Raw genomic sequence first — 25183 nt, forward strand, 5'->3', positions numbered from 1 at the left:
TTTTTCAACTAAGCTATCAACAGTTAAAAAATTCCAATCCTATCTTTACAGACTTGATTAAGTACATTAAAGTCATCCATAAATAATATTGGTGTGGAACATGATATATAATCTCTTTTCTAAGAGCAGCTTTGTCCATGGTTTTCTTAGGCTATATGATATAAATGGATAATTGAGTAAATCTTTTATTGTATTTGGTGTACCGTATTTTTAAATTAAATCAAGTGGTGGTACATAATATATTTGATATGAGTTGCATTTTTCTATATTTAAGGTTGTCAGTAATAAGGGGAATTTGAGGAAAACCTACTATTATATTAATATTGCTTTTTGCTAAATCACCATTTTGTTCAGAAAATATTAGTTCACTCTCAATTAGAGGATATTTATTTATAAGGTCACTTAGATGCTTTAAGATTAGTTTTTTAGCTAAAGTCTTTAATACTAATACAGTTAATTTACCTTGAGGAGTTTTTTGTCTAGACTCTAGAAATTTTTGAAGATTATTTACCTTCTTTAAGTAAACTCTGGCATTTATCAAACATTATTATACCAAAAGTTATTAGCTGGACATTCCTCGTGTTACGAAAAAATAGTCTCTCAGATATTTGATTTTCTAGGTTTTTATTTGCTTACTTACAACTGTAGTTGAAATACAAAGTTCAGCACTAACTTGTTTGTAACTTAAATATTCTACAATTTTTATAAAACATCTTAATTGTGAATAATTTAAAATATTTATTAATCTTTTATGTTTCTGTTATTATTATAAACCAGAGATTTATAAAGCATGGCTATAATTTGATTAAATTAATTAATAATTTTTTTTATAATATAGATATAAATAAAAAATATGGATAAAAAGTTATGAAATACGAATACCACCATGTAGGAATTTCTGTCACTGAACGACGACCTGGAGAACGCTATAGCCCTATTATGGATATGTATACCTCAGGTGGTGAACTCCCAGACAGAATACAATATTATCGTTTTAGACTAAACTGCCTATAAATAAATTTAATTCAAACACTATCTCATATAGCCTATAAAGTAACAGATTTAGATAGTGTTATTAAGAATAAAAATGTTCTTTTAGAACCTTATTTTCCTATAGAAGGATTTAAAGTTGCTATAGTTGAGGAAAATGTAGCGATAATAGAGTTTATACAAACTGATTTGTCAGACGAAGAGGTATAGAAAGCATGATTTAAAAAAATCAATCTTGTATACTACATTTAGATTTTTTTATAAAGCTATACTTTCTATATTGTTTTCTAGATTTTTAATTTAGAAAAGGGAAAATAGAGTTTCTCAAGCTGGTTACTACTGACAAAACTATTGAAGTACAAATTTGGTGCCTAATAGATTAAGCACTCTTTCGGTAGCAAACCTAGAAAGTGCTTAATAATTTATTTTAATTAGTAGCATATTAATTATCTTTATATTGTATTATCCTGTCTCGTTACTACATTTTAAATTACTACATTAACTACAATAAAAATTAAAAATATTGAGAAAAGTTAACATGAAATATTTTTTTTAATAAAATGAGCTTTATTTAATACTAGTCTTGCTAGCAGATTTAGATAAGTAGCTGTGAGCGATGAATCTATCAAAGATATGTGTAATATTTTTGCTTACTTATTTTAGCCATGAGTGTAAATTGAAAATGGGTACAAGTACTCTTAATGTACACCACAATATAATCTACTACTATCAAGGATTAAATAATCTAAGTAATACATAGTTTGATACAACAAAGATATATCAAAACATCTTTATTATTTGATTTGTGATATAGTATGAAACAGTATGAGAAATATGTTTGGTGGGCCCAGTAGGACTCGAACCTACGACCTACGGATTATGAGTCCGGCGCTCTAACCAACTGAGCTATAGGCCCAAAACTTAGACGTAATTATATTTAAAATAAGGCTATTAGTCAAGAGCTATTTTTGTTTTAGAGTGTTATTTATATATTTTTGAAGATGTACCTACGATAAGAGGATCCGGTGGGATTGCTACCTCATGATCTTTGTTGTCATACTCAGCGTTATTAAGTATATATCTTATTGCATTTAGTCGGGCGCACTTTTTATCATCAGATTTAACGATTACCCATGGTGCGTATGGTTTGTCCGTATATATAAACATTCTTTCTTTAGCTTCAGTATAATCATCCCATTTATCTAAAGATGCTTTATCTATTGGGCTAAGTTTCCATTGTTTTAAAGGGTGACTTTCTCTGGCAGTAAATCTGTTTTTTTGTTCCTGTTGGTTAACTGAGAACCAAAACTTTATTATCATAGTACCACTATCAACTAGCATTTTCTCTAGTTGAGGAGCCTGTTCTAGGAATAAAAAATATTCCCTTTCGGTACAGAATCCCATAACTCTTTCAACTCCAGCACGATTATACCAAGATCTATCAAAAAGTACTATTTCCCCCCAGATGGTAGATATTCTATGTATCTTTGAAAGTACCATTGATTTCTCTCTCGTTCTGATGGTTTCTCTAGGGCAATTACCTTAGCACCACGTGGATTGAGATGTTCCATCATTCTTTTTATAGTTCCACCCTTACCAGCGGCATCTCGCCCTTCAAAAATTACCAGAACTTTTTTATTATTTTCTTTTACCCACTTTTGAAATTTTAATAGTTCTATTTGTAGATAATGCTTTTGTTTTTCATATACATTACATGGAATTTTATGCTTATATGGAAAAATATTTTCTAAAAGAGCTTTTGGCGCTCCTCTTGGCTTAAAACTTTCATATAGAATTATAAAAACAGCTTAACTTAGCTAATATATTATCATATAGAAGTGATTAAGAGATAAACAGATTAACTTTTTACAGGTTTAAAATTTAGCTTTAGACTAAAAAATATATAAAATATTGAGAACATTAATATTATTGTTATTAGAGGTGTTGGTGTTTTTAGTGGGTAAAGTAGTACTGCTAAGAAAGTTACAATAGCCACTAACATTGTGAAAATAAATGTAAATGTTTTGACAAATTTACTCTCACTAATATGCTCAGTTCTTGATAGGTATATATATTTTATCGGTATAAAAGAGAATATTGATAATATTATTATCGTTATTTCATTAATCAATTGACTTGACTGAAAACACATCATATACATTACTATAACATTCCAGTAACTTGGAAAGCCGACAAAAAAATAATCATTAGTTTTTGCATTTAGTTGACAGAACTGATAAGAAGAAGAAATAGTTATCATTATTATTATTGGAATTAGCCATTGTTGGCTAACTATTGCAGACACATATATCCAAATGCAAGGAACAATTGAATATGTTGTAAAGTCTATAATGTTATCAAGAAGGGAGCCATCTAGAGGAGCAAGTTTTTTGATATCAACCAATCTCGCTAGGCTACCATCTATTGAGTCAATAAATATCGCCATTATAATGCTAAACATTGAAAGCTTAATATAGTAGTGATGTAGATACGTTTGACCTAATACAATTGTTTTGGCAGCTTCTATTGAAAATATAATAGCTAAGACACCAAATACAGCACCTAATGATGTAAAAAGATGCACTAGCCAAGCATATATTTTTTGTAGGGTTTGCATTTTAAATTAACTTTTAAATAAACTTACGGAATTGTAGCAAAAATAACTAACAGTTTCTATTAATAACTAAATTAATAAGTTTTTCAAGTTTGATTGAGCTAATGTTGTTATTTTTGAGGTTGTTGATAATTTGATTGATTTCATTTTTTTTATCTAATAAATATTTATTTGCGCCTTCCAATCCTATTAATGAAACATATGTGGATTTATTAGCATCTATATCTTTAGCACTAGTTTTCCCTAGCTCAGTAGTTGTCTTCGTGACATCTAAAATATCATCTTTAATCTGAAAGCATAAACCTATTAAGTCTGATAACCTTATTAATAAATCTTCTTTTTTGTTATTTTGATTTTGTGAGAGAATATAAGGTAAAACTATACATGCTCTAAACATTTTTGCAGTTTTGTTAGCATGTAATATCTCTAACTCATTAAGCATAAGTTTTTTATTCTCACCCTCAATATCTAACTGTTGACCACCAACCATACCATTAGCGCCACAGCATTGAGCAAAGAATTTATTTATTTTTCTTAGTTTATCTATATCTCGACAGTTGATATCTTGTAATATTTCAAAAGCTAAAGATTGTAAGGCATCACCTGCTAATGTTGCAGTAGCTTCATTAAATTTGATATGACAAGTAGGTTTACCCCTACGGAGTCTATCATTATCCATAACAGGAAGATCATCATGTATTAGCGAGTAGGTATGGATAGATTCTATTGCAAAAGCAATTTTATCACAGTTTGCTTTATCAATAGCTAAAGCCTCGCCAATTACATAAACAAACTGTGCTCTTATTCTCTTACCACCACTAAAAAAACTATAATACATCGCACTTAGTAATGTTTTGGATATACATCCAAACTGAGTAAATACTTTTTCAGCAAAAATTTCGAAATCTTTTATTATCTTTTCACTACTCATAAAAATTTTACGATATTATTATACTGCTTTTCAAGCACATCACTATGCGCTTTAAAGGTTTTAAGCGCGCCTGAAGACATCTGTTGTGATAGTTGTTTATCTTCTAATATTTTAAGGATGTTATTTGCAAGCTCTTGTTGACTTCTTACACGAGTTAGAGCTTTATTACGAATTAGTTCTTTGGATATTTGACTAAAATTATAAAGACTTGTACCGCTTAAAATTGGTTTTGCTAGTGCAGCTGGTTCAAGTAAATTATGTCCACCATTATCTATTAAAGTTCCGCCAACGAAAGTTATATCTGCAATGTAATAAAGATGTAGCAGTTCACCCATTGTATCGCCTAAATATACTTGGGTGTGACTAGAGATTTGACATTCTAAAGAACTTCTTTTTTGGTATGTCAAAGAATTATTCGAGATTAGTTTTTCTACTTTCTGAAAGCGTTCTTTATGTCTTGGAACCAATATTAATAAACAGTTTGGACGTATTTTTAAGATTTGTTTATGTGCTTCAAGGATTATTTCTTCCTCGCCTTGATGAGTACTGCCTGCGATCCATGTTGGTCTAACTTCTAAACTATCTTTGATGCTATCTATTTTATTTTCAAGGTTTTCTGGAGTGATAAGGTTATATTTTAAGTTTCCTGTTACAGAAATATTGTTTTTATTTGCTCCCAAAGAATGAAATCTCTTGGCATCTTTCTCAGTTTGAGCATTGATGTGAGATAGATTCTTAAATAGAAATTCTTTACCAAAAGGAATTTTGGTATAGTTTCTCATTGATTTTTTCGATAGTCTGGCATTTGTTATTATTACAGGAACTTTTTCAGCAAAACATTTATTTAGAATATTTGGCCAAATTTCTGTTTCAATAATTATAAAAATTTTAGGATTGACTTTAACGAAAAAACTATTAATAAATGGAATTATATCATAAGGGATATACATATGATGTATATTTGAATATTTACTATATAAATTATTTACAACATCACTACCAGTTGGTGTAGTTGTGGTTATAATAAAATTTTCATCAGGAAAATTTTTTAGTAATTTTTTTACTAGTGGCGCAGCAGAAATAGTTTCACCAACTGATACTGAATGTATCCATATGCTGCTGTCAAATCGAAGGCTAGTTTGTGCGAATCTTTCAGCCCATCTTTTTCTATAATTGATATTTTTGAAGCTTCTTTTTAATTTTTTTACATATAGAAAGGGTATATATACAATAAATAAGCTCGAGTATATGTGAGCTAGAAAAACATAAAAGAATTTTTTTAATTGTTCCACTCTTTAAACCTAAAGCTAATTGTTATATTCTTGATAAGAATTATTTGTACATTTTAGCACATAACAATATAAATTTATATAATCTAAATTGGTAAAATTTAGTTTTCTATAGTAGTTGTATCATTTTATCAAGTGCAAGGGCTCTATGGCTTATTTGATTTTTATCTATTTCAGAGATTTCAGCTAAGGTTTTTTGCAATTGTGGCAATACGAATATAGGATCATAACCAAAACCATTTGAACCACTAGTTTGATAAGCTATCTGTCCCTCTAAAAAACCATAAGCTAAAATTGGGGTTGGGTCAAGCTCATGCTCTACATATGCTAGGGCACAAACAAATCTAGCGTTCCTATTATCATTACCAGCTAATTTAGCTAGTAATTTTTGTATATTAGCCTTATTGTTACCATGTTCTCCACAATACCTTGCTGAATAGATTCCAGGCTCACCATTTAAAGAAAATACTTCAAGCCCTGAATCATCAGCAATCGCAGCTCGACCTGTATGTTTAGCGCAGTTTCTTGCTTTTAAAATAGCGTTCTCAATAAAGCTAAGTCCAACTTCATCAGCATGAGGAACATTAAAATCTGTTTGAGGGATAATCTTAATATTCTTTTGATTAAAAATGTTAGTAAATTCTTTAATCTTACCTTTATTACTAGAGGCTAAAGCTATTTCTTTCATACTACAGACTTTATATAAGTTGTTTGCTTAAGAATATATTAGCAATATTTGTTGTAAATGTTATCCTTTAGGTACATGTATTTTGAAATATTGGTAGAGTAAATTAATGAAAATATGTTTTATCGGTGGTGGCAATATGGTAGCAGCAATGATTGCTGGCATGACTTCCCATGGTTATAAGGGTCAAGATATAATTGTTTTTGATAGAAATGATTATAAGTGCTTAAACTTATCTATAAATACAATATTGAGATATCTGCCTCATTACTAGATGCAGTTAAACTTGCTGATATCCTTATTTTAGCAATTAAGCCACAAAATATGCCTGAACTTATCAAAAATATTAGAGAGGTAGTTACATCTAGACAAGTAATAGTTACAGTAGCTACGGGGATACAGACTAATGCATATGAGAGATTATTTAATAAAGAGATCTGTTTTGCTAGAACGATTCCTAATATACTAGTAGCTTAGGCTATGGTGCTACGGGGATTTATTTTAACGGCAATATTACTGCTGATAAAAAACTATAGTTATAGACATTATGCAGACAATAGGAGTAGTAACAGTTGTTAGTGATGAAAGGGCTTTGAGCAAGCTTTTTGGGAGCATTAGTGATTTTAAATTAAATATTTATTTTATGTATCTTATACTATATACTTGTTTTAATAAAATGCTATGCAAAATATTTTTAACAGTAAAGGTGAATTATGAGATTATTGTTAGCTGAAGATGATCTTAATTTAGGAGAAGGTTTATTAGAAGCTTTACAAAAAGATGGACTTATTGTAAACCTAGTTTCAGACGGTGAAGCAGCACAAACTTTTATAGAATCTGGTTTGTATAACATAGTTGTTTTAGATATTGGTATACCAATAAAGACAGGTTTAGAAGTTCTAAGGAATGTTAGAAATAGAGGTATTAAAGTTCCAATAATCTTGTTGACTGCTAGAGATGGTTTAGAAGATAGAATTAAAGGCCTAGACCTTGGTGCTGATGATTATCTGACAAAGCCATTTGAGCTAAAGGAGCTTGTTGCTAGAATTAAGGCTATTTCTCGCCGCATCAATACTAGATGCGGTAAAAGTCTTAATGAAGAGATTAGATTTGGCGATTATAGTTTTAATCCAAGTTCTGAAACAGTAACTAAAGATGGTATTATTATTCCAGTGTCTAAAAAAGAGTTAGCACTACTTGCGATACTAGTACAAAATGCTGGCAGAGTAGTGCCGAAGACTCAGCTTTTAGAAGAGGTTTATTCTACAGATAAAGAAATGGATACAAACACCTTAGAAGTGCATATGCATAATTTGAGAAAAAAAATTAATATTCCTAATTTTATACAAACTATTAGAGGGGTTGGTTACTTTGTACAAAAGGATAAAGTAATTAAGTAACTTCATGGAACTGTTAAATTATATTCTAAACCTAGGTTTTACATTTTGGCTTTTGTTCTTAACCTTTGCAAGTGGTTTGATCTATATTATTGATCTTGTATTTTTCCAAAAATCAAGATTAGCTCCCTATGCTAATGAACTAAAAGGTTTTTCTAAGAAACAGAAATGCCAATTCTATAAAGATAAAGGGTTAAAAGCACCTTTTATAGCTGATCAAGCAAGGTCTTTGTTTAGTGTATTTTTTGTGGTATTCCTACTTAGAACTTTCTTGATTGGTAACTTTTTAATCCCAACTGCGTCGATGACACCAACACTTCCAGTTGGTGACTTTATTTTCGTTAATAAAACTGCTTATGGTATCAGAGCTCCATTTTCAAATGAAACTTTAATAAAAGTCGGTGAACCAAAAAGAAGTGACATTGTAGTATTTCATTTTCCAGTTAATCCTAATGTTGATTTTGTTAAACGCGTGATTGGTTTACCAGGTGATGTAATTTCATATAAAGATAAAATGCTAACAATAAATGGCAAAAAGCTTGAATATACTGATTGTAATCGTGATGCTATAAACTATTACAACCAATCTTTAGCTGATGGCAGTGGTGATACAGTATGTACAGAGAACCTTGGTAGCGTTAAGCATGAAGTTAACTGGATAAAGTCTATAAAAGGAACTGATTTTGAAAATCTTAAAGTCCCAGCTGGTCAATACTTTGTTATGGGAGATAATCGTGATAATAGTGAAGATAGTCGCTATTGGGGCTTTGTACTTGAGAGAGATTTAGTAGGTAAAGCAAAAATTGTCTGGATGAGCTGGGATAAGGTAGATAAGAAAGTTCGTTGGGATCAAATTGGTAAGGTCTTTTAACCAAAAATGGTTCCTGAATATTCACGATTTTATAATATACTTGGTTATAGTTTTAAAGATTATACTCTTCTAATAAGAGCCTTGACACATCGAAGTAAGACTAAAAAAAATTATGAGAGATTAGAGTTTCTTGGTGACTCTATTTTAGGTTTTGTAATTGCTGAAGCATTGTATCTACAATTTAGAGATATAGCTGAAGGAAGACTTTCGCAGCTTAGATCTAAACTAGTCAAAGGAACAACTTTAGCGCAATTAGCCTTAAGCCTTAAAATGGATGAGTACGTTATTTTAGGAGCTAGTGAGCAGGGTGGACGAAAAAGTGAGAAAGTATTAGAAGATGTTTTTGAAGCTGTTATAGGAGCTATTTATCTAGATAGTGATTTTGCAACTGTCAAGAAAGTTATATTGAAATGGTATCAATCAGTAATATCGAATATTAATCTAGATACTATCAAAGTCAAAGATAGTAAATCAAAGCTTCAAGAGATTCTGCTACAGAATGCTTTGAGTTTGCCAGAATATAGTATTGAAACTATAGAGGGTAAAGACCATGAGCAGCAATTTACTATAGTTGCTATATCAAAAGATTTAAATCTTCAAGTCAAAGCTAAGGGAACTTCACGGAAAAAAGCTGAGCAAAAAGCAGCTGAAAAAATGATAGAAATGTTATCACAACAAGGCTTACATGAAAAAAAATAGACTAAACTTAAATGGTGTGGTTGTTATCAATAAGACTAAAGGTGTTAGTTCAAATAAAGTTTTACAACAACTAAAGTATTTATTTAACGCACAAAAAATAGGTCATACAGGTACTTTAGATCCTATGGCGACAGGAGTTTTGCCTATATGTTTTGGTAGAGCTACTAAAATAGCACAATACCTGCTTGATGCTGATAAAGAGTATATAGCTACGATTAGGCTTGGTATTGAAACAGATAGTGGTGATGCTGAAGGTCAAGTAATAACTAGAAATAATAACATACCGAAGCTATCAAATCATCTAATAGAAAAAGTATTAGCAAATTTTCGTGGTAATATCGTACAGGTTCCGCCTATGTACTCTGCACTTAAACATAATGGTCAGCCTCTTTATAAACTTGCCAGAGAAGGTAAGAGTGTTGAAATTAAACCAAGAAATATCAATATTTATGAGCTAGAACTATTAGATTTTGACAAAGATACTTTGAAAGTTAGAGTTAAATGTTCAAAGGGAACATATATCCGTAGCTTAGCGATAGATATTGGTAAGAAACTAGGTTGTGAGGGGCATTTGATAGCTTTACAAAGAACTCAAAGTGGACCTTTTAAGTTAGCTGAGGCTTTTGAGCTAGAACAACTAAAAGATTTAAGTTTTGAGCAAAAAATCGCTAGTATAACTAGTATAGAGAGTGTATTTATCGACAAGCCGATATACTCTCTAGTAGAAAATGAGAAAGATGATTTATATAAGAGAGGACTCTTAGCTACTAAACGAAATTTAGATAAAACTGTAAGAATATATGATAACGATCAATTTGTAGCTATAGCAGAGTTTGATAAAGGTAAGTTGATTAATAAAAAATTTTTTGATCAGGATATATTGATAAGTGAGTAAATATAGCATACATAATGATCCGAATAGGGATATTGAAGCACAAAAATATGAAAATCCAATCCCAAGTAGGGAGATGATTTTAAATTATATAAGAGATGTAAAACTTCCTGTAAGCATTGAGAATATAGCAAATGCTCTAGAGATTTTTAAAAAAAATCTTTTTGAATGTCTTGTAAATCGTTTAGGTGCAATGGTTAGAGATGGTCAGTTAGAGAAAGATAAGTCATATTATAACTTACCAGAAATGGCAGCAATTTATATAACTTCTAAAGTTACATCTGATAAAGATTCTCACCTTGAGTTATTTAGTCATGCTTTGAATACTAAAGTTGTTATTGTCTCTTATCAAGCAAAAATGGTAATGGTTGGCGATGAGGTCACAGCAAAAGTTTTAGGTCTTAATAAACGTGGACGAATTGAAGCAGAAATCAAAACAATTGTTTCACGAGCACAAAAGACTATAACAGGTTATTACTATAAAAGCTTTGATTGTCATTTTTTAAAACCTATAAGTAAGAACATTACAAATAACATTGTTCTGTTACCACCGAAACAAAAAATAGAGCATAATTCGTTGATAGAGGCTGAAATGATAGTTTATCCTAGTATCAATAGTGCTGCAGTAGCTAGATTTAAACAAGAGGTAGAAGCTGTATCTCCAGTTAAAGAAGCAATGATGATGGCAACTCAAAAATATGATCTAGTAGAGCAATGGAGCAAAAAAGCGCTGAGGTATCTAGATGACATCTCAGAACAGATAACTGTAGGTACTAGAGTAGATTTGCGCGATAAACACTTTATAACTATAGATGGTGAGGATGCTAAAGATTTCGATGATGCAGTCTATGCACATAAAACTAAGAGTGGTAGTTGGAAGTTATATGTAGCAATTGCAGATGTTTCAAATTATGTTGAGAAAGATTCAGCTTTGGATTTAGATGCTACACGTCGTTCAACATCAGTATATTTCCCTGGTTATGTAATACCGATGTTACCAGAGAAACTATCAAATGATTTGTGTTCATTAAGACCAAACGAAGATAGGTATTCTCTAGTTTGCGAGATGAATATCAGTAAGGAAGGTAAACTTTCTAGGTATAAGTTTTATTCAGCAGTAATAAATTCAAAAGCGCGCTTAACATATACAGAGGTAGCTAAGCTTTTAGAAAAGAAGCAAAATCTTATTGTTGAGCAAAAGCCAGAGCTTGTAGTAAATATTTTTGATTTATATGAGTTGTATAAAATACTTCATCAAGCTAGAGTTGAAAGAGGCACTATAGATTTTGATACAGTTGAAACACAGATAATCCTTGATGAGCATAATCATATCGAATCAATTGTGCCAAGGCATCGTAATGATGCTCATCGATTAATAGAAGAATGTATGCTTGTGGCTAACGTTGCGGCAGCTAACTTTACAATAAAACATAAGAAGACATCACCATTTAGAGTTCATAGTGAACCTAAACAGGATAGAATGGATACTCTTAAGAAGTATCTAGCTAAATATGGTATACATCTTGCTTATGGTAAAAATGGTAAAGTCACTCCAAAAGCATTAGCACAGATGCTAGATAGCATAAAAGATCGTCCTGATTATGATGATATTCAGATAATGACTTTGCGGAGTATGAATCAGGCTATTTACAGTATAAATAATGATGGCCATTTTGGTTTGGCATATAGTGAATATACACATTTCACATCACCAATTCGTAGATATCCAGATTTAGTAGTACATAGGATAATTAAATCAATTATTGGTGAATATGAGCATGGTGCTGCTGATTATAAATCTTCTGAACTAGCTAATATTTGTGAGAATGCTTCAGATCAAGAGCGTAACGCTGATGCGGCATCTAAGCAAGTTGAGAATTGGCTTAAGTGCTACTTTATGCAGGATTATATTGGTCATGTCCTTGAGGCACAAATCAAGCATATAAATGGCTTAGGTCTTTTTGCTGAGCTAAAAGATATGTATATAGAAGGTTTGATACATGTATCAGCAATTCCGGGTGATTATTATATTTATGATGAGACTAAGGATATATTGATAGGTAAGAGAACACATAAAGTCTATAAGATTGGTCAAGATATAACAGTAAGAGTTGTACGTGCGGATCTAGAGAATATTCATATAGATTTCGAGTTATTTGATCCAAAAAAAACATTTGGTTACAATAACTTAGATAAACCATTTGCTAATAAAAAGACTAAGAAAGTTAAAAAGAGAAAAGCAAGACATAGAAGAAAAAATAAGTCAAAAGTGAAATACTAATCGTAATTTAATCTTAAAATTAAGTGGTTTTTTAGGTTGTTTAAAATCCCAGACAATCCTAAGTTTCGAATTATATAAATAATATTAATTTGCCAAAATTTGAGGTTGTTTCTCACCGAATAATCAAATTTATGATGGTTGTTGTGCCAGCCTTCACTGAATGTAATTAGTACTATAAGAAATTATTGCGACTATTGTCTGAAGTTTCGTAATCTTTAGATCCAAATATGTGGCAAATTGAATTTACACTAAATGTAGTATGATAAAGTAATACTGTACTTAAAATTCCTCCCCAGAATACAAATACTAAGCCTGATGTTTCAAGACTATGATAAAAGTGATTTATTAAACTACCTAAGATGAAAAGACCTATTAAATACAAGGCAAAAGATAAATGAGCGTGCTTATCAAACCAAACTATTTCAGGGTATTTAAGCCAATCTTTGATAGATTTAGGGTCTACTTTATCACTTCTTGTTTCAAAAAACCAACCAACATGAGATTGGAAAATGCTGTTTTTAGGTTAATGAAGATAGTATCTTTATCAGAGTGAATGTGGTGATATCTGTGATGATCTGATCACCATAATGGACCTTTTTGTGATACCCAAGTATCTATTAGCGCTAGAATAAATTGAAATACTCGAGAAGTTTGAAATGCCTTATGTGCAAAATAACGATGATATCCAGCAGTCAGTGCAAATGTTCTTACTGAAAATGTAACAATAAAAACCACTAGTGCAGTAATAATTATAATTCATAAAAAATATTGCCAAGTACGCTAAGTGTATAATAGCAAATGCTATTAATCGTCAATTTATTAGATTGTGTTTACATGATTTCTCCGATTTTAGATCATTTTCTTAGTAATCTTAAAGTATAGTTTATAAGGTAGTGCTGCAGTAAGTTTTAGAATTATAGTGAATTTTTTATAAAGTGAACCTCAAATTTACTTGTTTGAAAACCTTTAATAATACTCAAGGCTATGCCTATCGAGTAAATCTGTTGCCCATTTAAGAGATTTAGAGCCATCTCTCAAGCCATGATTTTATCATATAAACTATATAAATTAGGTTTGTTTATACTTAAAAAATTAGCTTTGTTTTGATTAAGTTCAAACATATCCAAAATTATATAGTATGACCTATATACAAAAGAATTTTGCTTAGGATGGTGTCTTTTGTGAAAGACTTTTGAGCTTAAAACAAAATCCTTCATCACGAGGTTGTAACTTCTAGTTTAGCTGTAACATTTACAGCACTTAGTATACCATATTCATGGAAGCCAATATGGCTCCACAATAATAGGTATTATTAACTCCTTGTATTTTATCAAAGTCTTCTTGTGCTTGTATCGCTTTTTTATCAAAAACAGGGTGCTCAAAAAATATGTTGATTAATAATTTTCGACTGCTGTGGTTTTTGATCAGGATTAATTGTTACAAAATAGTAGGTAGTGTTCAATGGTTGAAGATTATTCATCCAGTAACTAAGAGAGACAACCTTACGTTTATCTATAGTTTGGCTACTTAGATAGTTCCAACTTGACCAAGCAAGTTGACGCTTTGGCATGATAGAGTCATCTGTGTGAAGTATTGCCATGTTAGGTTGATATTATAATAGTTAAGATTAGCTTTTTTCATTATGATTTGGATCATCTAATAGCTCTAAAATTTGATTAAAATGACAGGCAAAAATTACTTTGTCAAACTCACTAATATTGTTATGGTTATTAGTAATGGTTATTTTATCAGCTCGTGATATTTATAGTCGCTTGTAGAGCAAACTTAACATCAGCTGATTTTAGTTGATTAATAATTTTTTCAACATATACTTTACTGCCGCCTTTAACTCGTATACCACTGAACTGGTTTAGTAGTTGTAAGTAATCCATGATTATTAAAAAACCTAATAAAACTAAGAGTAGGAAAGTCATACATCTTCTCTAACTGAGTACTCTAGATACAAGCTTCCATAGCTAATAAATAATAGCCTTTAAACCATCTACCAACTTTTATATCATCATAGATATTGTGCCAAAGTGATGTTTTCATCAAGAGTGTTTTATTCATGGTGTTGTTTTGATATTTTATTAAATTTTTAAGATATCTTTTATTATCCTATAATTATATAATAGCGTGGTCTAAATAATATTAGACCACTGTGCAAATAGGCTCTTGATACTACTAGAACCATATTTAAATTGACCATTCTTGATAGATACACCAAAAAGACATATTACTCTCAGCAACTGGTATATCTAAGTGCTTAAATAATCTAGATAAGTGATAGTATGTATGGTAATTAAAAACAATAAAACCTGTCTCTATAGGAGTATTATTTACTTCTAAAGTACGCGCATGACCACCAAAATAATTATTTTTCTCGTGGAGAGTGATTGATAATTATATTTAAGCAGATAGCTTATCGCAAGTTCAGATATATCGCTACCTATTACAGCTATTTTTTCCATATAATATGTATTTTTTATAAGCTAGTTATTACAATAAGGTTAATTTCATAAGTCAAAAAAATATAGTTAAAATTTGTTAATGTAGAGATAGCGATATTATTATTTTTAGACCTTGAGGATTGTTATTTTTGGCGATAATATTACCATCATGTAGTTGAATAATCTTTTTAACTAGAGAAAGTCCTAAGCCATTACCTGTTTGGCTACGGCTTTTTTCTTCACGGAAAAATCTTTCAAAGATTTTATCAGTATTTTCATTATTTATACCAATTCCTTGATCAGCTATTTCAATTATGTACTTGGAGGGTTGTATTTTTGTAGTAATTGAAATCTCAGTATTATGATCAGAGTACTTGTAGCAATTATCGAAAATGTTTGTAATACTCTGAAAGATCAGATTTTTATCAATATTAAGATTCCTAGGTAATATATTGGTTTGTAGCTGAATATTTTTTTGCTCAAAGATTGGCTCGTATAGTTCAATAGCATCATCAATAATATTTTTTATATCTAAGCGTTTTTTGATTAGATTCTCACGCCCATGCTCTAAGCGATTAAGCCTTAGTAAGCTATTAAAAATATCAAGTAATTGGTTGCATTCTGCTAGTGCTTCTACAATATCTTTGCTTGGATTGGTATGCTCAAGGTTTTCTAATCTATTTTTGAGCCTGGTCAAAGGTGTTTTTAGGTCATGGGCAATGTTATTTGAAACGCTTTTTATATCTAATAAAAGATACTCTATATTATTAGCCAAAAGAATGTTAAGAATATTAGCTAGATTACTAAGGTCATCCCAGTTAGTATTTGATTTGATCCTTTGACTAAAATCTTGGGTATTTACTATTGAGGCTGCTGAGCTGGCGATGTGATTAATTTTTCTTACAACAAAGACACTGATCAGATAGCTTATAATCACAACACTTGCTGTGCAGAAGATTCCTATACTCAAAGGAACTATATGTTCAATAACTCTATCTCCAAGAGCAGTGAAAATTATATAAACCCAAGAGACTATACTTAGTCCTAGTAATATGGTAAAAAGCATTGCCATTTTAAAGCTAGAACTTATTATGTATCTACGCTGAATAGTATCAGAGAGACTATTCTTGGATGACATAACCAAAGCCCCGCATAGTTTTTATTGGATCTGTAAGACCATCTTCAGTTAATTTGTTACGCAGACGAGAAATATGTACTTCTACTACATTGGTTTGCGGATCAAAATCATAGTCCCAAACTTCTTTGAGCATCATCGTTTTGCTGACAACTTCATTTTTATGTTTTAGAAGAAGGTGTAGAACCTTATACTCGCGTTGTTGTAGATGTATTAACGCACCATTACGTCGTACTTCATGGGCAAGCTCATCAAGAACAAGATCACCACAACTTAACTGATGAGTTTTAGCCTCGGTAATTTGTTTAGTTCTTTTGTAGAGTATATTTACTCTTATCATTAATTCATCTATCGAGAAAGGTTTGGTAAGATAGTCATCACTCCCTGATTTGAGGCCTTGAATTTTATTTTCAGTACTATCAAGAGCGCTTAGAATAATAATGGGAGTATTTATATTTTGCTTGCGTAATATCTTAAGCAAAGAAATACCATCTAAATATGGCATCATCCAATCTATAACGATGACATCATAGTTATTGGTGTCGATTAGAAATAGAGCTTCTTTACCGTCAAAAGCTACAGTTGTGTCGATGCTATTTTCTTCAAATTTGGTTTTTATGAACTGAGCTATCTTTTTATCATCATCAGCTACTAAAACCTTAGGGTTGTTACTCATCGTATTTGGTTTATAATTCTAATTAGATATTATATTATAGCTAATTAATAGCTTTCTATCTTGAAAAAATAGCTATAAAACTTATTTAAAAAACAAAATCTTTTATGTGTAAAATATTTATAGCAAAAAAAGGAGGTTAAAATGAAGAAAGTTCTAGCGACAATCTTAGGGTTAACTGTAGTTTCTGGAGTATATGCTGATAGCTACACAATGTATGTAAAGCCAGATACTAAAACACAAAAGCTTGCAACTATAAATGATCAAGATCCACGTTATAAAGCAATTTTTGCAAAAGATGACTGGATTGAGGTAGTTGATAATAAAGATGGTAGTGTAGGTTGGGTCAAACAAAAACCACAAGATAAAAGTTCACAAACTATCACTCAAGATCCAATTGAGCAAATGATGGCAAACTTTCACAAGCAACAACAGTTATTAGATGAGCATTTCAACAAAATGCTAGCTAATATTGATTACAATATTACTCAAATGCAAGCGCAGTCTGGCACAACTCAAGCTAAGAATAATCCTCAAGTATTTAAAAAAAATAGTTCTATTACTATAAATTTAGATGGAAAAACTGCAAAGATTGTTAAAAAGACTGAGGATAGTAATGGTGATATCCAAACTATAGAAAAAGAAATTCCTGCAGATCAGTTAGGTAATATTAAGCTTTAGTTGAGTATGGTGCTTATTCTGTTAACTGATATCTTCCGCAAGCTAATCTGCTTGTGAATCTATTTAAAAGCTTATTGTTATAAGTTAGTGTTATGAGTAGATAAATGATTAGTCTGAGGAATTGGTTATGTATGAAGAAGATTTCTTATTAGAAAAGTTACAACAGTTTAGCTTACTAGACATCACTTTAGTTTAAGTTGTCTATTTATTAATGTTTCTAACTGCAGCATAATAGTAATACATTTATTTTTTTTATTTGATTTCATATATTTAAAAGGTGCGTCAATACCTAAAAACTAATAAGCCATCGTATCAAGGCTTTTGTTCTTTAGTATGTTCTTTTTGCATGTATGTTAGCGGTGTTAATTCCAGCTTTAACACTAGTGCCATGGTATGTTTATCTGATACTAATAGTAGTTTTTGCAATTAAAACAATGCACTAAAATATGTTTTGGTAATAAAGAAATGGTTTTAACAATATTGCCAAAATGCTCAAGTATGATGGAGTAGCTTTCGGCTCAACAATAATCATCAATATAACTCAAAGTTAGTTACTACAGGTTGCAAAAAAATTAATGATAAAGGTATTTTTGTAATAAAAATGACACTAACAAATCTATAAAAATTATCTTAACAAGAATTTCAAACAATACTCAATTAAGAAAATAGGCTCAGTATGTGTATATACTATGAGCCAACCGCTAAAGTAATTTTTACTATTTATTAACAATAACATTATTAATTATTTTTGTTATAATCGCTATATAAGTAATTTTTAAAGCAACACATTAAATGAAAAAAACTTTTGTTTACAGCTATATCTGCTGGGTTAGTATTAGTACTTAGTTCATGTGGTAAAACTACTGTAGCATATGAAGATCCAAATGGTGTTGATACAACATCTATAAATTTTAGTTCAACAGATTTACAAGCTATAACTAACAAAATGGCTGAAGATATGCTTAATTCACCTGCAGTTAAAAGGATTACTTATATGGATATGCCGGACATTGTTTTTTAGTAATATCAGTAATGAGACTCGTGAGCATATAAATACGACTATGCTGTCAAATACAGTGCAAACGCAGATTATAAAATCAGGGTTATTCCAAGTTACAGATATGTCACAAATTAAAAATATCCGTGAGCAACTTGGCTATCAAGCAAATAGTGGTATGGTTGATCAAGCTACTGCAACTAAGGTTGGACAGCATATCGGTGCTAGATATATGGTCTATGGTTCTATCCAAGATATTGATAATACTAATGTTGATGGTGATAAGAGATCTAAGTTCTTCTTAGCTACACTAAAAATGATAAATCTAAAAACAGGTTTGGTTGTATGGCAAGATGATAAACAGATTCGTAAATCTCAAACTAAATCAACTTTTGGTTGGTAAGATATAAAAATTAGATATCCTTAATTACTGTTAAGATTCTTAAAAAGAAGATATTATATGAAAAAGAAAATTTTAACTTTATTAATTGCCTCGTCGTTGCTAGCAAGTTCATTATTTGCTGCAGATGCTACAGCTGTAGACTCTAAACCAATTGCGACAACTACTCAAGATAAAAGATCAGCAGAAGAGATATTAAATGATGTTATGGAAAATTACATTGATCAAAATAATCTCAGAGATAGGTATGATTATGTTGGTTCTACGATTGGTACAGCATCTGTTAATCAAAAAAATCGAACTATGTTGATAGTGTGCAGCTTGCATTTGAGAAAGTATTAATAAAGGCCCAAGCAAGAGTATATATCATTTATCTCAGCAAATGCCAAAGTTGATAAGAGTTTAAGTATAGATAATACTCAAGGCTCAACTGCGAATGAGGTTGATACAGATGCTGATAAACCAAAACAGGGAACCCAAGCAACTATTTATGCTAAGCAAAAGGCTCTTGATGAAGCAAAATTAGATAATCAGCTTAAAAAGCAAGGCCTAAATCCTAATGATTTTGCGACACCAGAAGAGAAGAAAAAATATCTATTAAGCCAGCAAATGACAATAAAAAGCTTAACTATAGGTTTTGGTAATTTATCAGGATTACTACCAATTAAGACTTTTGTAGTTGAGAAAGACGGCAATGCTGCTATTGGAGTAATAGTTATCTACTCAGACAAAATTAAAGGGTTGTTTGAGGATATTAAGCATGGTAATGAGTTAGTAATAGTTGGCAAAGGTGGTCAATCATCATCTGACTTATATAAAGATAAGTCAGGTGAGGATATGATGGGTGATTATGGTATCCGTGTTGGTTTTGGTGAGGATAACAAACCATATATTTTAGCTTATAGTCAAGGTTTTTATAATGGTCTGAGTATTCAAGGTGTTTCAGCAAGTGATTATGGATACAAACAAGCAGCAATTATGGCAAGAGCAAATCTTGTTACTCTAATTGCAGGACAGATGTCGACACAAGAAGCATTGACTATGTCTGAGGATATATCAAGTACTCTGGCTAAAAATACAAAGACCCAACAAACACTTAGAATAGATGCTACAGATATTGAAAAAACACTATCGATATATTACAAACCAAAAACTAATTTAGATATCATCGGTCTTAAAACTGTCAAGAGATGGAGCTATAAGCTGCCAGGTACTGAGAAAATCGTCTATGGTATAGTACTTAAATGGGATCCTAAGCAAGTAGCTAGGGCTAATAAGATTAAAAACTTTAGTTATGACGAGTATCGTAAGCAAAATACCCAAAATACTGAAAGTGGTCAAAGTTCTCTAAATGGTAAGGTAATTATCAGACAAAGTGATGATAATAAGTATCTAAATTAATACTAAGGACCTTAACCATGCAAAAAAGATTAATTGCTCTTTTAGTATCATCTATATCTTTTGTCACAGCTACAGCTATTGCGGCACAGAGCACTTTAGTAAGCACTAGTATGCTCTCAGGTAGTACAAATATGAGCTCTGCAAGTTCAATGCTTAGCTCAGCTAGTAGTGTTGGTTACAAAGGTGCAGATGAGCGTAGTAAACTAAAAATGTTTAGAGTTGCAATATTACCTTTTGATACAAAAGGAGCCAAGATAGATGGTGACATTGACCAAGAGCAACTTCAAGCAAGCTTAAATGATATTATAATTGCACAAATCACGCAGTCACGTAAATTTAGAGTATCAAATCATGATGTCAATGATGAGAAAGCTTATGAAAAAGAAATTAAGCGTATATTTAATTCTGATACAGATAATGAGAAAGAAAAACTTAATCAAAAAATAGACGTGGACTTTATCCTTACTGGCGATATTTTAAATCTAAATATAACTAAAAACAAAACCTCATACTATGGTGAAGGGTTTACGACACTAAATGTTTCTGCTACTGTGGCATATCGTATGGTAGAATTAGCGACAATGGAGGTTAAATGGTCAAATGTTGTTACTATTGAAGTACCAACAAATATTGCTAACCAATATGCTAATGCCGATGATGCTAATTATATGCAACTATTAAGATATTTAGGTAAGCAGCTAGGTAAGACAATATCAGACCAAGTTATTGGAGCTATATATCCTCTTCAAGTCTTGAAAGTTGATGATGATGAGATTTATTTTAATTAAGGTGGTACTAGAATTATCAAAGGAAGTGTCTATGAGGTTCGTCAAGATGGTCGAGTTATATTAGATCCTACTACTGGACAACATATTGTACTTGATAGTAAAGTTTTAGCAAAAGTTAGAATTACTGATGTTATGTCTAAATATTCTATTAGTATAGTGATTGATGGTAGTCTAGCTAAAGTTCAACCGGGTTTACGCGCTTATCTAACTAAATAGCATTATGAAAGCGAAGAGTTGTTTACTACTACTTTTGTGTGGGATTACTTCGAGTTGTGCTACATTGAGTGGTAGTAGTCATCCTAGCAAAGTTGGGAATGCTAAAAAAGCTATAGAAACTTGCCAATATAAGCCGGTAGAAACTAAGTTTATAAAAACTTTTGATAATGATGGTGTTGATGCAGCTATTGGATTTTTAGAGACTGGTCGTTTTGAGCAACTAATAGGTAATACATATTTATCACAAAAAAATATACCAAAGCAACTGAGTATGTTGCTAAGTCTGAAGCTGAAGCAAAATAAGAGTTAGAAATATTCTTAAAGATACTCAAGCAACTCTGTTAAGTGATAAAGAAAGATATTATTACATATCTGATTATGAGATAACTTTTTTATATGCTTATCAAGCACTTAATTACCTAAAACAGCATGATTTAGAAAATGCTGCTGTAAGTATCCGCAATCTATCCTATGCACAGTATGCAACATTTCAAGCCAAAGATTTAGCTACTCAAACTCGTGATACAAATTATCAACAGTTAAGTCATGTTAATTCTAGGCAGATATCATCAAATATCTCAAACTCAAAACAGTACAGACAGCTAGCAACAATCGCTAACAGAGTAAGAAACTCTTATGAGAATGCTTTTGGCTATTATTTAGAAGCGGTAATATATCAATCATATGATACAGATTTAAATAATGTTAATCTATCAATGAGTAATGCATTTAGGATTGTGGCAGATAATCCATATGTCAGCGCAGATTATCAACAAATTAAAAAGGCTTTTGATAGTGGTGGCAATATCTATCCACAAGGACAGGGAAACTTGTAGTTATCTATGAAAGTGGTTGGGTTGAGTCGCTAAAAAAGTTTGATATTCCAATAACTGTATTTTTCAACAAGCTGCTGGTGTACAAAAAATTTCTTTGCCATACTACAGCCCTTATAACCTAGCACAAAGTGCCGATATTAAGATTTTTAAAGATAACGAGCTTATTGATCATGGCAAAAGCGCCTTATTGGTTGATACTACTGCAATGGCAGCTAAGTCTTTAGCTGATCAGTATTCTGCAATTGTGACTAGAGAAGTTTTGCGTTTAGTTACCAAAATAGCAATTTCTGTAGCAGCAATTAAATCTTCTGGAGACTATGTAGCTTTAGCTGCTATCGGTACATCTATTTACAACTTAGCAACGACTCAAGCAGATCAAAGAAGCTGGAATCTTTTACCTAAGAATGTTGATTTGTTTTCTAAGAACTTAGCTGAAGGTAATTACACTCTAAAAATTAATAATAACACCACAACTATTACACTACAATCGCAAAAAATAACTCTTGTGTGGTTAACTAAAGAAGGCTGTTATGAGCGGATTTTATTAAAACAAGTTCTGTAATATAGCTAAATCACTATATTTTAGTTTTAATATTTCGTTCACTAGATTTTCGTCAAAAAGCGCTATTGATAAAAGGGTTAGAAGGTTTAACATACAAGCTACAGCAGATAGATTTAAAGTTCAAAACATTTATATTTAACTCTGCTAGATAATCAATTATAGCTAAATGTAAAAACTTTTTATTTCCTAGTGTTATTGATAAGGTTAGGTAAGATCTGCTACCGATAGGTTTTATGCTCATATTAAGGAAAATAGAAAGCCTAAATATAATAAATTAGATTCGAATTTATATTTTTTTATTATAGCTTGTTAAAAATATATAAAGTATTTTGTTAACAGTGTCATATGTGATTTATTAAAAAGATAGTCTTTATTGACAAGACTTTTTAACAGAGTGTTTAAAATTACAAATAGGAGTTATTTTACCTAAAATGACAGGAGAGATTTCAACTCCTATACTAAATTTTTGATGAGCTGGTTGAATTTATAAAGTCTGCTGGAACTAATATATGAAGATATAAATAAAGATGAAATAAAAGAGACATTAATCAAGGATTTTGAGATTTTTTAGATAAAAAGATAATTCCAGAATCACAACTCTTAAAAGAAAAGGTTAAAAGCGTCGTTGAAGACGAGTAAGCTAAAATGATATAGGATAACTTTTTGATCGAACCACAGGAAAAGTGGTCGGGTGGTAATTTTAGCTGTAAAAGTTTAAATTTGGTGTAACCTAGGGGTTGGGAATATTAAATCTGTCAGCTTATAAATGGATTTTTGTTTCATAGATAAATTAGTTTTCCATGAAAACCCTAAAATATAAAGCTACTTTAAATTACTAGCTTAATTCAAAGAATAAAATAAATTGAAATATTGTTAGTTTCTAAGACTAATAGAATAGCTTCAATTTTTTAGTTGCTAAATTGTAAGGAGATAAGTTTGAACTTAGTTATATATTTTTCTGGAACTGGTCAAACTGGTATTCTTGATAACTCGAGAGGGATGGACAACTACTAGTGGTAAAATGTGACACAATCGTTGTCATGAATCATAGACACCATTGCCGTATATGTAGTGAAGGGCATTTCTGTGATAAATGTGCCCCAAACTTTTCAGGCCTTGATAATCTAAGGGTTTGTGAAACCTTGTATTATACCATATAATAATTCTTATTTGGACTATGATATATAACTATCTATAAAACTAGTAAATATATACTTTTCTACAGAACGCTTATATAATCTAGGCTAGATGTAATGTTATAGTGGAGATTGATAGTAAATTTTGCCTTAATTATTCAAACATTAAACAGTTTTTAAGTATGACTTTTAAATTTTCTACAATTACGTATTCAAGAGATATATTCTGGCTTTAATGAATTATAGGTGGTACTTATATATAGTTTAATAATATTTTTAGTAGTAATTAATAGAAGAGCAGATTGGAATATAAGTAATATTACAAAGCTTTTAATCAAATCTATTAATAAACCAGTTTCAACAAGTAATTTTTTTAAAAATTATCTTAATTCAAAAGCTTAACGTCTCCATGAATTATGATAAAATGGCCCTGAATGTAAGCGGTTTTATATAGGAACTTCTGAAAAAATGCTAGACAAAAAGTGGTTGAACTACCAATAAATTACTACTTTAAAAAGAACAATGGCAGACAGTTACTACTAGGACTAGTGTATGTAACTGTAGAGTGCAAATAAAGCCAATGGCAGAAATATTAAATTGTCATAAAGTTGAGGGAGTTGCTTATTCTATTTGTCTAGTAGTTATTGGTCATGATTTCGTTTTAGATGATTTTGAAGGAGAAATTAAATATGAGTCAGAACATATTTTTAACTTTGAAGAAACACGATATTTGATATTTGATGCGTAAAAAAGGTATTTAGCTGATTTCTCAAGAGAAATGCTAAATTCTTCAAAATTGAGTGTGTTGGTAATAAATATAGTCAGAAAATAATATGGATTATTTTATTCCTGATGAAAAAATAAATACCCTACGGCACGGCAAAAGAAGGCAATGATTTAGCTATAGTTTGCTTTGAGCCTATAAAGTCGGCTATAGAAAGAGAACTTGTTTTAAAAACTCTTCAACAGTCAAATAAATAATAGATATATTCTTAGAGCAGATGTACCAAATGTGTGGTAATTTTTTAGAGTTAAAAATAAAGATGATAAAAGCTTTTTAATACTCTCGCAAATTGCATACAATGGTTTTTCTCAAAGTCAATTGGCAATGATTGATAAATATGCAACATCTATAGCTTGCGATATTATAAATATCGAAGTGGTTGGTGAGGGTAATGCTAGATGTGTGTTAGCTGAGGTTTTTTATAGCTAGACTAGTTATTTAATTGATGTAAGCTAACTATACTGAGTTATTTTAT

Annotated in this window: 18 protein-coding genes, 1 tRNA gene and 10 pseudogenes; 14 read left to right on the plus strand and 15 right to left on the minus strand. The window is 30.7% G+C overall.

Annotated elements, in window-relative coordinates:
- Window positions 1-220 precede the first annotated feature (220 nt).
- The 7 genes and pseudogenes from C9379_RS07435 to rdgB form a co-directional block, all read right to left on the minus strand.
- Window positions 221-541: a type 2 periplasmic-binding domain-containing protein gene (locus C9379_RS07435; protein WP_143385294.1), complete on the minus strand. Its 321-nt coding sequence runs from the start codon at window positions 539-541 to the stop codon at window positions 221-223.
- A 1288-nt stretch (window positions 542-1829) separates the two neighbouring features.
- Window positions 1830-1906, minus strand: a tRNA-Ile gene (locus tag C9379_RS07440).
- 65 nt (window positions 1907-1971) lie between these two features.
- Window positions 1972-2779 (minus strand): annotated as a pseudogene (gene ppk2 / locus C9379_RS07445) (polyphosphate kinase 2).
- A 69-nt stretch (window positions 2780-2848) separates the two neighbouring features.
- Window positions 2849-3607 carry a CDP-alcohol phosphatidyltransferase family protein gene (locus tag C9379_RS07450; RefSeq protein WP_143385293.1) on the minus strand — a complete coding sequence of 253 codons (759 nt, stop codon included), beginning with the start codon at window positions 3605-3607 and terminating at the stop codon, window positions 2849-2851.
- Window positions 3608-3653: 46 nt separating this feature from the next.
- The gene (locus C9379_RS07455) at window positions 3654-4535 is read right to left on the minus strand and encodes a polyprenyl synthetase family protein (protein ID WP_143385292.1); all 882 of its coding nucleotides are present in this window, start codon (window positions 4533-4535) and stop codon (window positions 3654-3656) included.
- A complete protein-coding gene (gene waaA, locus C9379_RS07460; protein WP_143385291.1) occupies window positions 4532-5827 on the minus strand; it encodes a lipid IV(A) 3-deoxy-D-manno-octulosonic acid transferase in 1296 nt (431 codons plus the stop codon). Before waaA ends, C9379_RS07455 begins: the two co-directional genes overlap by 4 nt.
- A 106-nt stretch (window positions 5828-5933) precedes the next feature.
- Window positions 5934-6512 (minus strand): RdgB/HAM1 family non-canonical purine NTP pyrophosphatase, encoded by a 579-nt coding sequence (gene rdgB / locus C9379_RS07465; RefSeq protein WP_143385290.1) that lies wholly within the window; start codon window positions 6510-6512, stop codon window positions 5934-5936.
- Window positions 6513-6618: 106 nt separating this feature from the next.
- Between rdgB and C9379_RS07470 the strand changes: the two are divergent.
- The 6 genes and pseudogenes from C9379_RS07470 to rnr all read left to right on the plus strand — a co-directional run.
- Window positions 6619-7096, plus strand: a pseudogene (locus tag C9379_RS07470) (pyrroline-5-carboxylate reductase family protein); the annotation flags it as partial.
- Window positions 7097-7222: 126 nt separating this feature from the next.
- A complete protein-coding gene (qseB, locus tag C9379_RS07475) occupies window positions 7223-7909 on the plus strand; it encodes a response regulator QseB (protein WP_143385289.1) in 687 nt (228 codons plus the stop codon).
- Between the two features lie 4 nt (window positions 7910-7913).
- Window positions 7914-8777, plus strand: coding sequence for a signal peptidase I (lepB, locus tag C9379_RS07480; protein ID WP_143385288.1), 864 nt, complete (start codon window positions 7914-7916; stop codon window positions 8775-8777).
- A gap of 6 nt (window positions 8778-8783) precedes the next feature.
- Window positions 8784-9476 carry a ribonuclease III gene (rnc, locus tag C9379_RS07485; RefSeq protein WP_143385287.1) on the plus strand — a complete coding sequence of 231 codons (693 nt, stop codon included), beginning with the start codon at window positions 8784-8786 and terminating at the stop codon, window positions 9474-9476.
- Complete coding sequence (gene truB / locus C9379_RS07490) at window positions 9463-10371, plus strand: tRNA pseudouridine(55) synthase TruB (protein ID WP_143385286.1); 909 nt, start codon at window positions 9463-9465, stop codon at window positions 10369-10371. The genes rnc and truB overlap by 14 nt, the downstream gene beginning before the upstream one ends.
- The gene (gene rnr / locus C9379_RS07495) at window positions 10364-12649 is read left to right on the plus strand and encodes a ribonuclease R (RefSeq protein WP_143385285.1); all 2286 of its coding nucleotides are present in this window, start codon (window positions 10364-10366) and stop codon (window positions 12647-12649) included. Before truB ends, rnr begins: the two co-directional genes overlap by 8 nt.
- Here the strand turns inward: rnr and C9379_RS07500 are convergent.
- From C9379_RS07500 to bfpR, 8 genes and pseudogenes are all read right to left on the minus strand, one after another.
- Window positions 12632-13464, minus strand: a pseudogene (locus C9379_RS07500) (acyl-CoA desaturase). The gene rnr and the pseudogene C9379_RS07500 overlap by 18 nt on opposite strands.
- A 34-nt stretch (window positions 13465-13498) precedes the next feature.
- Window positions 13499-13626, minus strand: a pseudogene (locus C9379_RS07505) (SDR family NAD(P)-dependent oxidoreductase); the annotation flags it as partial.
- 57 nt (window positions 13627-13683) lie between these two features.
- Window positions 13684-13866 carry a DUF1365 family protein gene (locus C9379_RS07510; protein ID WP_318263460.1) on the minus strand — a complete coding sequence of 61 codons (183 nt, stop codon included), beginning with the start codon at window positions 13864-13866 and terminating at the stop codon, window positions 13684-13686.
- Window positions 13867-14027: 161 nt separating this feature from the next.
- Window positions 14028-14249, minus strand: coding sequence for a hypothetical protein (locus tag C9379_RS07515; protein WP_318263459.1), 222 nt, complete (start codon window positions 14247-14249; stop codon window positions 14028-14030).
- A 148-nt stretch (window positions 14250-14397) separates the two neighbouring features.
- Window positions 14398-14541, minus strand: coding sequence for a hypothetical protein (locus C9379_RS07520; protein WP_343377576.1), 144 nt, complete (start codon window positions 14539-14541; stop codon window positions 14398-14400).
- Window positions 14542-14845: 304 nt separating this feature from the next.
- Window positions 14846-15046, minus strand: a complete 201-nt coding sequence (locus tag C9379_RS07525; protein ID WP_318263468.1) for an FAD-dependent oxidoreductase — start codon at window positions 15044-15046, stop codon at window positions 14846-14848.
- Between the two features lie 150 nt (window positions 15047-15196).
- The gene (locus C9379_RS07530; protein ID WP_318263467.1) at window positions 15197-16171 is read right to left on the minus strand and encodes a sensor histidine kinase; all 975 of its coding nucleotides are present in this window, start codon (window positions 16169-16171) and stop codon (window positions 15197-15199) included.
- A 49-nt stretch (window positions 16172-16220) separates the two neighbouring features.
- On the minus strand, window positions 16221-16910 hold the full coding sequence (bfpR, locus tag C9379_RS07535) for a two-component system response regulator BfpR (protein WP_143385283.1): 690 nt from the start codon (window positions 16908-16910) through the stop codon (window positions 16221-16223).
- A gap of 141 nt (window positions 16911-17051) precedes the next feature.
- Between bfpR and C9379_RS07540 the strand changes: the two genes are divergently transcribed.
- The 8 genes and pseudogenes from C9379_RS07540 to C9379_RS07575 all read left to right on the plus strand — a co-directional run.
- Window positions 17052-17588: a hypothetical protein gene (locus C9379_RS07540; RefSeq protein WP_143385282.1), complete on the plus strand. Its 537-nt coding sequence runs from the start codon at window positions 17052-17054 to the stop codon at window positions 17586-17588.
- A 127-nt stretch (window positions 17589-17715) separates the two neighbouring features.
- A pseudogene (locus C9379_RS07545) lies at window positions 17716-18031 on the plus strand (hypothetical protein).
- A 362-nt stretch (window positions 18032-18393) separates the two neighbouring features.
- Window positions 18394-18988: pseudogene (gene lpoB, locus C9379_RS07550) on the plus strand (penicillin-binding protein activator LpoB).
- Between the two features lie 57 nt (window positions 18989-19045).
- Window positions 19046-20386: pseudogene (locus C9379_RS07555) on the plus strand (DUF6844 domain-containing protein).
- Window positions 20387-20403: 17 nt separating this feature from the next.
- Window positions 20404-21390: pseudogene (locus C9379_RS07560) on the plus strand (penicillin-binding protein activator LpoB).
- A gap of 4 nt (window positions 21391-21394) precedes the next feature.
- A pseudogene (locus tag C9379_RS07565) lies at window positions 21395-22788 on the plus strand (COG3014 family protein).
- Between the two features lie 1716 nt (window positions 22789-24504).
- Window positions 24505-24672, plus strand: a complete 168-nt coding sequence (locus tag C9379_RS07570; protein WP_318263457.1) for a hypothetical protein — start codon at window positions 24505-24507, stop codon at window positions 24670-24672.
- A gap of 140 nt (window positions 24673-24812) precedes the next feature.
- Window positions 24813-25137, plus strand: a pseudogene (locus C9379_RS07575) (arginine deiminase-related protein); the annotation flags it as partial.
- Window positions 25138-25183: the final 46 nt, after the last annotated feature.

The organism is Francisella-like endosymbiont, from assembly GCF_003069505.1.
In the GTDB taxonomy this organism is placed as follows: Bacteria; Pseudomonadota; Gammaproteobacteria; order Francisellales; family Francisellaceae; genus Francisella.